The 12,221-nt window shown below is 70.4% G+C and carries 10 protein-coding genes; 2 read left to right on the forward strand and 8 right to left on the reverse strand.

All coding sequences use genetic code 11. From position 1 onward, the window contains the following. Positions 1–116: 116 nt before the first annotated feature. Complete coding sequence (locus ABZ818_RS10075) at positions 117–950, forward strand: peptidylprolyl isomerase (RefSeq protein WP_361412742.1); 834 nt, start codon at positions 117–119, stop codon at positions 948–950. Between the two features lie 146 nt (positions 951–1,096). Further along, a complete protein-coding gene (locus ABZ818_RS10080; protein ID WP_361412743.1) occupies positions 1,097–2,326 on the forward strand; it encodes a DUF349 domain-containing protein in 1,230 nt (409 codons plus the stop codon). Positions 2,327–2,442: 116 nt separating this feature from the next. Here ABZ818_RS10080 and relA read toward each other — a convergent pair whose 3' ends face one another. From relA to ruvC, 8 genes are all read right to left on the reverse strand, one after another. After that, the gene (gene relA, locus ABZ818_RS10085; RefSeq protein WP_361412744.1) at positions 2,443–4,980 is read right to left on the reverse strand and encodes a GTP pyrophosphokinase; all 2,538 of its coding nucleotides are present in this window, start codon (positions 4,978–4,980) and stop codon (positions 2,443–2,445) included. A gap of 644 nt (positions 4,981–5,624) precedes the next feature. Continuing rightward, positions 5,625–6,164, reverse strand: coding sequence for an adenine phosphoribosyltransferase (locus tag ABZ818_RS10090; RefSeq protein ID WP_141362739.1), 540 nt, complete (start codon positions 6,162–6,164; stop codon positions 5,625–5,627). Next, entirely contained in the window at positions 6,161–7,291 is a 1,131-nt protein-coding gene (gene secF / locus ABZ818_RS10095) for a protein translocase subunit SecF (RefSeq protein WP_361412745.1), read from the reverse strand. The genes ABZ818_RS10090 and secF overlap by 4 nt, the downstream gene beginning before the upstream one ends. 1 nt (position 7,292) lies before the next feature. After that, positions 7,293–9,062 carry a protein translocase subunit SecD gene (gene secD, locus ABZ818_RS10100; RefSeq protein WP_361412746.1) on the reverse strand — a complete coding sequence of 590 codons (1,770 nt, stop codon included), beginning with the start codon at positions 9,060–9,062 and terminating at the stop codon, positions 7,293–7,295. 134 nt (positions 9,063–9,196) lie between these two features. Beyond that, on the reverse strand, positions 9,197–9,688 hold the full coding sequence (gene yajC, locus ABZ818_RS10105; protein ID WP_361412747.1) for a preprotein translocase subunit YajC: 492 nt from the start codon (positions 9,686–9,688) through the stop codon (positions 9,197–9,199). Between the two features lie 165 nt (positions 9,689–9,853). Continuing rightward, positions 9,854–10,948 (reverse strand): Holliday junction branch migration DNA helicase RuvB, encoded by a 1,095-nt coding sequence (gene ruvB, locus ABZ818_RS10110; protein ID WP_361412748.1) that lies wholly within the window; start codon positions 10,946–10,948, stop codon positions 9,854–9,856. Between the two features lie 15 nt (positions 10,949–10,963). Next, a complete protein-coding gene (gene ruvA / locus ABZ818_RS10115; RefSeq protein WP_361412749.1) occupies positions 10,964–11,569 on the reverse strand; it encodes a Holliday junction branch migration protein RuvA in 606 nt (201 codons plus the stop codon). After that, positions 11,566–12,114, reverse strand: coding sequence for a crossover junction endodeoxyribonuclease RuvC (gene ruvC, locus ABZ818_RS10120; protein ID WP_361412750.1), 549 nt, complete (start codon positions 12,112–12,114; stop codon positions 11,566–11,568). The genes ruvA and ruvC overlap by 4 nt, the downstream gene beginning before the upstream one ends. Between the last annotated feature and the right edge of the window lie 107 nt (positions 12,115–12,221).

The following is a 12,221-nucleotide window of genomic DNA, read 5'->3' on the forward strand; positions in this document are numbered from 1 at the left end:
TACCGGCGCTGCCGGATCCTCAGCTAACCCATATACGGTACGGGCACACGCGGGTGGCCGCCTCGGGCGACGCACCCGTACCGGTGGACACACGAGACGCATGAGGAGAGAACGCGGTGGTCAGCCAGGAGCAGCGGCGGCGTCAGCTCGCCCGGGAGAAGTTCTTGCGGCAGCAGCAGCGGCGCACCGCCGCACGGCGCAAGGCACGCGTACGCACCTCCGTGATCGCGTCGGTGCTGGGCGTGGTCCTGATCGGCAGTGTCGCGCTGTACACGACCGGGGTGCTGAAGAACGGCAACGACGACAAGGCCAACGCGAGCGCCGAGGTCACCCCCAGCGCCTCGGCCACCAGCAAGGCGCCGGACCCGTGCGCGAAGCCGGCGGCGGGCTCGGTGAAGAAGCTGAGTTGGGCCAAGGAACCGGCGATGGCCATCGACAAGTCGGCGAAGTACACGATGACGCTCGACACCACGTGCGGCGCGATTGATCTGGACCTGAAGGCCTCCGCGGCGCCGCACACCGTGAACTCCTTCGACTTCCTGGTCGGCAAGGGCTTCCTCGACCACACCAAGTGCCACCGGCTCACCGCGGAGGGCATCTACGTCCTGCAGTGCGGCGACCCGGAGGGTACGGGCCGGGGCGGTCCCGGGTACACGATTCCCGACGAGAACCTCAAGGAGAAAAGCCTGAAGGGCGGCGTCTATCCGGCGGGCACCGTGGCGATGGCGAACACGTCGCAGCCGAACAGCGGCGGCAGCCAGTTCTTCCTGGTGTACCAGGACAGCCCTCTTCCGCCCAGCTACACCCCGTTCGGCACCATCTCCGCATCGGGTATGAAGGTGCTGAAGAAGATCTCGGACGCCGGCGCCCAGCCCGCCGATCCGCAGACGGGCAACACCGCCCCGAACGCGACCGTGGTGATCAACAAGGCGACGGTGACGAAGTCCTGACGGCAGCGACGACCGGCTGGGAAATTTCGGTCGCGCTGGATGCGGACAGGCCACCCGCCGGTCGCCTATGTTGGCGGTGACGAAACTGTGGACGATGCCCGGGGGAGCTTCGAGGCCCTCCGCAGGCATCATGTGGAGGAGGCGCTGTGAGCAGCGACCCGTGGGGCCGCGTCGACGAGACGGGGACCGTGTACGTGCGTACGGCCGATGGCGAGCAGGTCGTCGGTTCCTGGCAGGCCGGCTCCCCTGAGGAGGCGCTGGCCTACTTCGAGCGCAAGTACGAGGGCCTGGTTGTCGAGATCGGCCTCCTCGAGAAGCGAGTGCAGACCACCGACCTGTCGGCGAAGGACGCCCAGGCCGCCGTCGGCCATCTGCGGGAGCAGGTCGACGCGCACCACGCGGTGGGCGACCTGGCCGCGCTGCGTGTCCGCCTGGACAAGCTGGTCGAGACGGTCGAGGCACGCCGTGAGGAGCGCAAGGCTCAGCGCGCCCGGCAGGCGGACGATGCCCGGCACGCCAAGGAGGCGCTGGTCACGGAGGCCGAGGAGCTGGCCCGTTCCGATCAGTGGCGGGCGGCCGGGGAGCGGCTGCGCGCGCTGGTGGACACCTGGAAGGGGCTGCCGCGCCTGGACCGCAAGTCCGACGACGAGCTGTGGCACCGCTTCTCGCACGCCCGGTCGGCGTTCTCCAAGCGGCGCAAGGCGCACTTCGCGCAGCTGGACGCGCAGCGCGAGGACGCACGCAAGGCCAAGGAGCGGCTGGTCGCCGAGGCGGAGGCGCTGTCGGGCTCGACGGACTGGGGCCTCACCTCGGCCCGCTACCGCGAGCTGATGACGGAGTGGAAGGCCGCCGGCCGTGCCCAGCGCGAGCACGAGGACGATCTGTGGAACCGCTTCCGCGGTGCCCAGGACGTCTTCTTCGCCGCCCGCGGCTCGGTGTTCGCCGAGCGGGACGCCGAGCAGGCGGAGAACCTGAAGCTGAAGGAGGAGCTGGCCGGCGAGGCCGAGAAGCTCCTGCCGATCACGGACCTGAAGGCCGCTCGCGCCGCCTTCCGCTCGATCAACGAGCGCTGGGAGACCATCGGCCATGTGCCGCGCGACGCCCGTCCGCGGGTGGAGGGCAGGATGCACACGGTCGACCGGGCCATCCAGGAGGCCGAGGAGGCCGAGTGGCGCCGGACGAACCCGGAGGCGCGGGCCCGTGCCGAGGGCCTGACCGGCCAGCTCCAGGCCGCCGTGGACAAGCTGAGGGGGCAGATCGAGCAGGCCCGCGCCCAGGGCAACACGTCCAGGGCCGACAAGCTCGAGAAGGAGCTGGAAGGCCGCCAGGCGCTCCTGGACCAGGCCCTGAAGGGCCTCCAGGAGTTCGGCGGCTGATCCGGTCCGCCCGGATCCGGCGACGCTTCCACTGACGGCTGAGGGCCCCCGTAGCGCCTACGGGGGCCCTCAGCCGTTGTCCGGACTTTTCTTTGCCTGTACGTGTCCGGCGGTGGCTACGCCCGGCTGCGCGCCGACGTGACCCGGTAGACGTCGTAGACGCCCTCCACGCCCCGTACGGCCTTCAGGACGTGCCCCAGGTGCTTGGGATCGCCCATCTCGAAGGTGAAGCGGGAGGTGGCGACGCGGTCGCGGGAGGTCTGGACGGCCGCGGAGAGGATGTTGACGTGCTGGTCGGACAGGACGCGAGTGACGTCCGAGAGCAGACGGGAGCGGTCCAGGGCCTCGACCTGGATGGCGACCAGGAAGACCGAGGACTGGGTGGGCGCCCACTCGACGTCGAGGATCCGCTCCGGCTCACGCGAGAGTGAGTCCACGTTGACGCAGTCACTGCGGTGGACCGATACACCACTGCCCCGCGTGACGAAGCCGATGATCGGGTCGCCTGGGACCGGAGTGCAGCAGCGGGCCAGCTTTACCCACACGTCGTCGACGCCCTTGACGACGACACCGGGGTCGGCGCTGGAGCGGCGCTTGCGGGAGCGCCCGCGCGAGGGCGGCACGCTCTCGTCGATCTCCTCGGTGGCCGCCTCCTCGCCGCCGAGCGCCTGCACCAGTTTCTGCACGATGTTCGGCGCGGAGACGTGGCCCTCGCCGATCGCCGCGTACAGCGCGGAGATGTCCGAGTAGCGCATCTCGTGCGCGAGGGTGACCAGTGAGTCGCCGGTCAGGATGCGCTGGATCGGCAGGTTCTGCTTGCGCATCGCGCGGACGATGGCGTCCTTGCCCTGCTCGATCGCCTCGTCCCGGCGCTCCTTGGAGAACCAGGCCCGGATCTTGTTGCGGGCCCGCGGGGACTTGACGAAGCCGAGCCAGTCGCGGGAGGGGCCGGCGCCGGCCGCCTTGGAGGTGAAGACCTCCACCAGGTCGCCGTTGTCCAGGGTCGACTCCAGCGGGACGAGCCGGCCGTTGACGCGTGCTCCGATGGTGCGGTGGCCGACCTCGGTGTGGACGGCGTACGCGAAGTCCACCGGGGTGGCGCCGGCCGGGAGCGCTATGACGTCGCCCTTGGGCGTGAAGACGAAGACCTCGTTGCGGGACAGGTCGAAGCGCAGCGACTCCAGGAACTCGCCGGGGTCCTCGGTCTCCTTCTGCCAGTCCAGCAACTGCCGCAGCCACGCCATGTCGTTGATGGCGCCCGCGTCCTTGCCGGCCTTGCCGGCGGGCTTCGGCGCGTCGGTACGGACCTTGGAGGCGCCGGCGACGGCCTCCTGCTTGTACTTCCAGTGCGCGGCGATGCCGTACTCGGCGCGGCGGTGCATGTCGAAGGTGCGGATCTGCAGCTCGACCGGCTTGCCGTTGGGGCCGATGACCGTCGTGTGCAGCGACTGGTACATGTTGAACTTGGGCATCGCGATGTAGTCCTTGAACCGGCCGGGGACCGGGTTCCATCGCGCGTGCACGGTGCCGAGGGCGGCGTAGCAGTCGCGGACCGTGTCGACCAGGACACGGATGCCGACCAGGTCGTAGATCTCCGCGAAGTCACGGCCGCGGACGATCATCTTCTGGTAGACGCTGTAGTAGTGCTTGGGTCGGCCGGTGACGGTGGCCTTGATGCGCGCGGCGCGCAGGTCGGCCTGGACCTCGTCGGTCACGATGGCCAGGTACTCGTCGCGCTTGGGGGCGCGCTCGGCGACGAGGCGGACGATCTCGTCGTACATCTTGGGGTAGAGGATCGCGAAGGCGAGGTCCTCCAGCTCCCACTTGATGGTGTTCATGCCCAGCCGGTGGGCGAGCGGGGCGTAGATCTCGAGCGTCTCGCGGGCCTTCTTCTCCTGCTTCTCGCGCTTGAGGTAGCGCATGGTGCGCATGTTGTGCAGGCGGTCGGCGAGCTTGATGACCAGGACGCGGGGGTCCTTGGCCATGGCGACGACCATCTTGCGCACGGTCTCCGCCTGCGCGGCCTCGCCGAACTTGACCTTGTCCAGCTTGGTGACGCCGTCGACGAGCAGGGCGACGGTGTCGCCGAAGTCGCGGCGCAGCTGGTCCAGGCCGTACTCGGTGTCCTCGACGGTGTCGTGCAGCAGCCCCGCCATCAGCGTGGCCGGGTCCATGCCGAGTTCGGCGAGGATGGTCGTCACGGCGAGCGGGTGCGTGATGTACGGGTCGCCGCTCTTGCGCTTCTGGCCGCGGTGCCACCGCTCGGCGACCTGGTAGGCGCGCTCGATCTGGCGCAGGGTCGAGTTCTCGATCTTCGGATCGTTGCTGCGCACTATCCGCAGCAGCGGCTCCAGCACCGGGTTGTACGGGTTGGCGCGCTGCACGCCGAGACGGGCGAGGCGGGCGCGGACGCGGTTGGAGGAGCCGGAACGGCCGGGTTGGCCGACGGAGGGTCGCACGACAGGGGGCGGCGCGGGACGCTCGGACGGCGCCGGCTTGGGACGCGCGGCCTCGGTCGACTTGCCGACGGGGGCCGACTGGGCGTGCTCGGCCGTCCCACGCGTGTCGCTCTTCGCGTGCGGCGCGGGCTTCGCCGCGGGCGCCGAGGCGGACTCGGGCTTTGCGGCGGTCAGTGGCTGGGCCTCGTCTGGCAAGAGGACTCCTCGTGCGCGATCCGGGTCCCCCGGTCAGGCTCCGGAGCCCCCATGGTAGCGATCCAGAGCTCCAGGATCCCCTTCAGCCCGATCGAAGGACCGTTTACGGGACAAACACACAAGACGGACACGGGATTCCGGTACCCACATTTCAAGCCCCCGCACGGCGGGAGGCCGCCCGTGCACGGCGGGCGCGAAACCCCCGCCGTCGCCTGGACAGAGCCCCAGGACGGGGCCTCTCCCCCACCGAGACGGTCAGGTGGCCGGTGCAGCCCGAAGGGCGCAGGGGGCAAAGCCTCTGCCGGGGCCGGGGCGTGCGGGCGGGCAGGCAGGCAGGCAGGCAGGCAACCGGTAATCCGAAGGGCACAGGGTGACGAGACGGCTGGTCGGCCGGTAGCCGGGGTGCAGGGGGCGGAGCCCCCGCCGGGGTCTGGGGCGAAGCCCCAGGGGGACGCTCCCCACCCACCGAGACGGGCGGGCGGGTGGGAAACCAGGGGTGCAGGGGGCAAAGCCCCCGCCGGGGTCTGGGGCGGAGCCCCAGGGACGGGACCCTCCCCACCCACCGAGACGGGTGGGTGGGCAAAGCCGGGGTGCAGCCCCCCGAAAAAAGGAGGCCTGGGGCTGCTGCCCCAGGCCCACCTTGGTCAGAGGCGGAGGAGCGCCTCCAGCGGCGCCCCCGACAGCGCCGGCTCCAACCGCGTCCGCCCACCGAGAAACCCGAGTTCCATCAGTACCGCCACACCGGCGACCTCGGCCCCCGCCCGCCGGATGAGCTGGATGGACGCCTCCGCGGTACCACCCGTCGCGAGCACGTCGTCGACGACCAGAACACGGTCCCCCGCGCTCAGATCCTCCGCGTGGACCTCGATCTCCGCCGAGCCGTACTCCAGGTCGTACGCCTGGCTGAGGGTCGCTCCGGGGAGCTTGCCCGCCTTGCGCACGGGGATGAAGCCGAGGCCCGCGCGGAGCGCGACCGGGGCGCCGAGGATGAAGCCGCGGGCCTCCAGGCCGACGACCTTCGTCGCCCCTTCCCGTGTGCCGACCTCCGCCAGCGCGTCCGTGAGGACGGTGAACGCCGCCGGATCCGCCAGGAGCGGGGTGATGTCCTTGAACATCACCCCCGGCGACGGATAGTCGGCCACATCACGGATGCGGCTGAGCAGCAGCTCCTGGACGTCGGTCATCGTCGCTTCCCCGAGGGTCGGCCGCGGCCCCGGCCGCGGGAGGCGGGCTGGTTGCGCGGGCCCACCACGGCGGGTGTGGCGTCCTCCGGGTCCTCCGTGTCGTCATCGGCGGTGACCCCGGCGGATTCCGCCTCCAGGGGCTCGCCCTGCGCCGCCGCCTGCGCCCGCTTGGCGAGCACGCGCTTCTTGAGGGCCTTCATCTGCGGCTCGAGCTCCTTGAGATCGGCGACGAGCGGCGTGGCGATGAAGATCGAGGAGTACGCACCGGCCGCGAGACCGACGAACAGCGACAGCGAGATGTCGTTCAGCATGCCCGCGCCGAGCACACCGCCGCCGATGAACAGCAGGCCCGCCACCGGCAGCAGCGCCACCACGGTGGTGTTGATGGAACGGATCAGCGTGCCGTTGATCGAGCGGTTCGCGATCTCGCTGTACGTCCAGCGGGTCTGCCGGGTGATGTCCTTCGTCTGCTCCTTGAGGCTGTCGAAGACGACGACCGTGTCGTAGAGCGAGTAACCGAGGATCGTCAGCAGACCGATCACCGTGCCCGGCGTGACCTCGAAGCCGACGAGGGCGTAGACGCCGGTGGTGATCGTCAGGTCGTGGATCAGCGCGACGAGCGCGGCCAGCGCCATACGCCACTCGAACGCGATCGCCAGGTAGATCACGACCAGGACCATGAAGATCCCCAGGCCCTGCCAGGCCTTGTTGGCGATCTGCTCACCCCAGCTGGGACCGACCAGGTCGGCGTTGATGTGCTCCGGATTGACCTTCAGGTCCTTGGCCAGAGATTCCTTGATCTGGTCGGACTTGCCGGTCTCGATGCCGGCGATCTGGATGCGCAGGGTGCCGTCACCGAGCTTCTGCACGATCGTCTCCGCGCCGGAGGCGGCGTCGTGGGCGTAGCTCTCCGCCTGGGCCACCGACGCGCTCATGTGCTTCGGCGTGGTGAAGACCGCTCCGCCCTGGAACTCGATGCCCATGTTCAGGCCACGCACCGCCAGGCCCAGGATGGCCGTGATGGTGATCAGGATGGAGATGCCGTACCAGATCTTGCGGTTCTTGATGAAGTCGTAGCCGACCTCGCCGTGGTGCAGTCGGGCGCCGAGGTTGCCGAGTTTGGACACCTCACGCCTCCTTCGTCTCGATGGGGGCGGAGGGACGGCGGGTGCGGCGCAGCGGAGGCTTGGCGCCCAGGCGCTCGGGATCCAGTCCCGACCAGCTGTGGCCACTCGCGAAGAACTTCCGACGGGCGAGAATCGTCATCAGCGGCTTGGTGAACAGGAAGATGACCACGACGTCGAGCAGGGTGGTCAGGCCGAGCGTGAAGGCGAAGCCCTGGACCTTGCCGACGGTGACGATGAAGAGCACCGCGGCGGCCAGGAACGACACGAAGTCGGAGACCAGGACGGTGCGTCGGGCCCGCGGCCAGCCGCGCTCGACGGCGGGGCGCAGCGAGCGGCCCTCTCGGATCTCGTCCCTTATGCGTTCGAAGAACACGATGAACGAGTCCGCTGTGATGCCGATGGCGACGATCGCGCCGCACACGGCCGGCAGGTTCAGCGCGAAGCCGATGGTCGGGCCGAGCAGCGACATGAGGGTGTACGTCAGCATCGCGGAGACCATCAGCGAAGTGATGGCGATCATCGCCAGGCCGCGGTAGTAGACCACCAGGTAGATCACGACCAGGGCCAGGCCGATGGCGCCCGCGATCAGACCGGCGTGCAGCTGCTCGCCGCCGAGCGCGGCGGTCACGGTGGTGACGCTGTCCTCCTTGAAGGTCAGCGGCAGAGAGCCGTAGGACAGCATGTTGGCGAGGCTCTGAGCGGACTGCTGGTCGAAACTGCCCGAGATCTGGGCGTTGCCACCGGTGATGGCGCTGCGCACGTACGGGTCCGAGACCACGTCGCCGTCCAGGACGATGGCGAACTGGTTCTGCGGGGACTGGTTCTGAGCCAGCCTGCCGGTGATGTCCGCAAACTTCTTGCCGCCCTTGCTCGTGAAGTCGAGCTGGACGATCCAGCCGGAGGCACCCTGCGTGTCGAAGACCGCCTGCGCCTTGTCGACGTCGGTGCCGTCCACCTCGGCGGGGCCGAGCAGGTACTTCTGCCACTGGCCCTGCGAGTTCTGGCCGCAGGCGACGGTCGACTCGGTGGGCAGCACGCCCTTGCCGGCGGTGGCGCGCACGTCCTGCTTGCTGCAGTCCAGGGCGGCGTACTGGGCCTGGAGCTTGCTGTTCGCGTCACCGGAGCCGCCGCTCGGGGACGGGGCGGCGCTGGCGGGGGCCGACGGGCTCGCCGAGGCCTTCGGGCTGGCCGGGGAGCCGCTCGCGGACGGGGTGGCGTCCGCCTTGAGGGCGTCGGTGACCGGGCGGCCCTGCTTGGTCTCGCTCGCCGAGGGAGTCGGGGAACCGGAGGGCGTCGCCTTGCCGGTGGACTTGTCGGTCGCCTTGTGAGAGGTGCTGGGCGACGGCTCGGCCGGGGTGGCGCCGCTGATGTCGGTGGCGAGGACCGGACGGAAGTACAGCTTCGCGGTGGTACCGACCTGGTCCCGGGCCTGCTTGGAGTTGGTGCCCTTGGGGATGTTGACAATAATGTTGTCATTCCCCTGGGTCTGGACCTCGGCCTCCGATACACCGAGACCATTGACACGGCGTTCCATGATGTTGACGGCCGTGTCCATGTTGGCCTTGTTGATCGCGGATTCCTGACCGCGCTCCGGTACCGCCCGCAACGTGATGCTCGTACCGCCGGCCAGGTCGATGCCCAGGCGCGGAGCGGTGTTGCCGGTGACGAACATGCCTCCGGTGAGCGCCACGATGGCGAACAGAATGAGGGCCAGCGAGCGCCCCGGCTTGCTCTGGGCGCTCGCACTGCGTCCCTTTTTGGATACAGCCACCTTTTAGCTACTCCCTCTCGGGCCGTCCCGCGCCGGGTCAGCTCGGCGACGGCCATCACATGGTGTCGGAATCCCGCACGAAGTGAACGCATCCCAGGGCGCGCGCAGGTCGTGCCGCGCGCCCTGGGTGGTGACTACTTCGCCTCGGAGTCGCCGTCGGTCTTCTTCGGCTCGTCCTCCGCCTTCGCCTCGGCCGCGTCGGCCGGCTCCTCGGCCGCGTCCTTCTTGCCGAGGTCGATGGGCTTGTCGTCGGAGGCGCCGTCGGTGTCGGCGGGCTCGTCGGTACCGGTGAGGGAGGAGGCGTCGTCGGGGACGAGGTCGGCGTCGGACTTCAGGTCGTGCTCGATGCCGTGGACGATGCGGTTGTACTCGTCGTCGCTCAGGACGGTCGCGATCGCGTTCTTGGCGAACAGCAGCTCAACGCCCGGGCCCGCGTCGAGGAGGACCGTGTCGTCGTTGACCTCCTTGACCGTGGCGTACATGCCCCCGATGGTGCGGACACCACTACCGGGCTGCATCTGGTCGCGCATGTCCGCGGCCTGCTGCTGCTTCTTCTTGGCCGACCGGGTCATCAGGAACATGGCCCCGATGAGCACGATGAACGGGAGGAGGGTCACGAGACTCACGGGTCGGAACTTCCTTCACACGACCGCGATGGGGAGCGGCCTGATTGGTTGGGGGTATGTGTACTGCCTACAAAGGCGGCATCGGCGGAGTCTAGGCGAGTCCGCATGCAAGGAACAACGCTCAGCATGACACCTGGGTTCCTCCTCGGGCCAATACCCCAGCCGTCACGCCCCGAACAGGCCCTGTTGTCCGTTTCCCGCAGCTGACGAGCCGGGCGGGGTGAGGCCGAGGTGCGCCCAGGCGGCGGGGGTGGCGACACGGCCGCGCGGAGTGCGGGCGAGCAGGCCCTCACGGACGAGGAACGGCTCGGCGACCTCCTCGACGGTCTCGCGCTCCTCCCCCACGGCGACCGCGAGCGTCGACAGGCCGACCGGACCGCCGCCGAAGAGCTTCAGCAGAGCCTCGAGGACCGCCCGGTCGAGCCGGTCGAGGCCGCGGGCGTCGACCTCGTAGACCGCCAGGGCCGCGGCGGCGATCTCGCGCGTGACGGTCCCGTCGGCCTTGACCTGCGCGTAGTCGCGGACGCGGCGCAGCAGGCGGTTGGCGATGCGCGGGGTGCCCCGGGAGCGGCCGGCGATCTCGGCGGCCCCGTCGGTGTCGATCCGGACGTCGAGGAGGCTCGCCGAGCGGTGGACGACGCGCTCCAGCTCCGCGGGCCCGTAGAACTCCATGTGCGCGGTGAAGCCGAAGCGGTCGCGCAGCGGGGGCGGCAGCAGGCCCGCGCGTGTCGTGGCGCCCACGAGGGTGAACGGGGGCAGTTCGAGCGGAATGGCGGTGGCGCCGGGGCCCTTGCCGACGATCACGTCGACCCGGAAGTCCTCCATCGCCATGTAGAGCATCTCCTCGGCGGGCCTCGACATGCGGTGGATCTCGTCGAGGAAGAGCACCTCGCCCTCCTGGAGGGAGGACAGGATGGCCGCGAGGTCGCCGGCGTGCTGGATGGCGGGACCCGAGGTGATGCGGATGGGGGCGCCCATCTCCGCCGCGATGATCATGGACAGGGTGGTCTTGCCCAGGCCGGGGGCTCCGGACAGCAGCACGTGGTCGGCGGTGGCGCCGCGCGCCCGGGCGGCGCGCAGCACGAGGTCGAGCTGTTCGCGGACCTTCTCCTGGCCGATGAACTCGTCCAGGTCCTTGGGGCGCAGGGCGGCCTCGACGGCCTGGTCCTCACCGTCGGCGGCGGAACCCACCAGCCGGTCCGCCCCGGGGCCGACGCGCTCCTCGGCGGCGGGCGTGTCGGTCGTGTCGTCCCAGTTCACTCACGTACTCCTGGCTCAGCGGGCTCGGTTCAGGGTCTGCAGGGCCGCCTTGAGCAACCGGCCCACCTGGGGCGTGCCCCCGGCGGCCTCGGCCTGGGGTGCCACGGCGGTCACCGCCTCGTCGGCCTCGCGGGTGGCGTATCCGAGGCCGATCAGCGCCGCGTGCAGCTGGTCGCGCCAGCCCTGGGTGACCGGCGCGCCGACGACGGGTGCGCCGACGGGCTCGCCGAGCCGGTCCTTGAGCTCCAGCAGAAGCTTCTGGGCACCCTTCTTGCCGATGCCCGGGACGGCGGTGAGGGCCTTCTCGTCTCCGGTGGCGACGGCCCGGCGCAGGGCGTCGGGCGTGTGCACGGCCAGCATCGCCTGGGCGAGCCGCGGTCCCACCCCGCTGGCGGTCTGCAGCAGCTCGAAGACCTGGCGCTCGTCGTCGTCCGCGAAGCCGTACAGGGTCAGCGAGTCCTCGCGTACGACGAGGGAGGTGGCGAGCCTGGCCGGCCGGCCGAGGCGGAGCGTGGACAGCGTGTTCGGGGTGCACTGCACGGCCATGCCGACACCGCCGACCTCGACCACCGCGGCGTCGGGGGCGAGGGCTGCGACCGTGCCGCTGACGAAGGCGATCATGCCGTACGGCCTTTCGTTGTCGAGGGTTGTCCGGCCGCGTGCGCGGCGACGGCCTGCTGGAGCCGGTTCTGGGCGGGGGCTCGCCAGATGTGGCAGATGGCCAGGGCGAGGGCGTCGGCGGCGTCGGCCGGCCTGGGAGGCGCGGCGAGCCGCAGCAGCCGGGTGACCATGGCGCCGACCTGCGCCTTGTCGGCACGGCCGCTGCCGGTGACGGCGGCCTTGACCTCGCTGGGGGTGTGCAGGGCGACCGGGATGCCGCGGCGGGCCGCGCAGAGCATCGCCACGGCGCTGGCCTGGGCGGTGCCCATCACCGTGCGCACGTTGTGCTGGCTGAACACGCGTTCCACCGCCACGTATTCGGGGCGGTGCTCTTCCAGCCACCGCTCTATCCCCCGCTCGACGGCGACCAGGCGGTGGCTGAGGTCGGCGTCCGCGGGGGTGCGGACGACGCCGACGCCGAGCATGGTCAGCGGCCGGCCCGCGACTCCCTCGACGACACCGACGCCGCAACGGGTCAGTCCGGGGTCGACTCCCAGCACGCGCACGCGTGTCCCCTCCCCTCGTGACATGGTCGCGGTCCGTGGTGGTGATCTTTGCCTGACGCCAGGCTATCCGCTGCCACCGACAACGACGGCGGGCCGGCGGGAATGTC

Source organism: Streptomyces sp. NPDC047453 (assembly GCF_040643155.1).
GTDB lineage: Bacteria > Actinomycetota > Actinomycetes > Streptomycetales > Streptomycetaceae > Streptomyces.

What these genes read in the sequence shown, in the direction of transcription:
- ruvA (WP_361412749.1), bottom strand. Translation starts at nt 11,569, where the DNA reads ATGATCGCCTTCGTCAGCGGCACGGTCGCAGCCCTCGCCCCCGACGCC.
- ABZ818_RS10090 (WP_141362739.1), bottom strand. Translation starts at nt 6,164, where the DNA reads ATGACCGACGTCCAGGAGCTGCTGCTCAGCCGCATCCGTGATGTGGCC.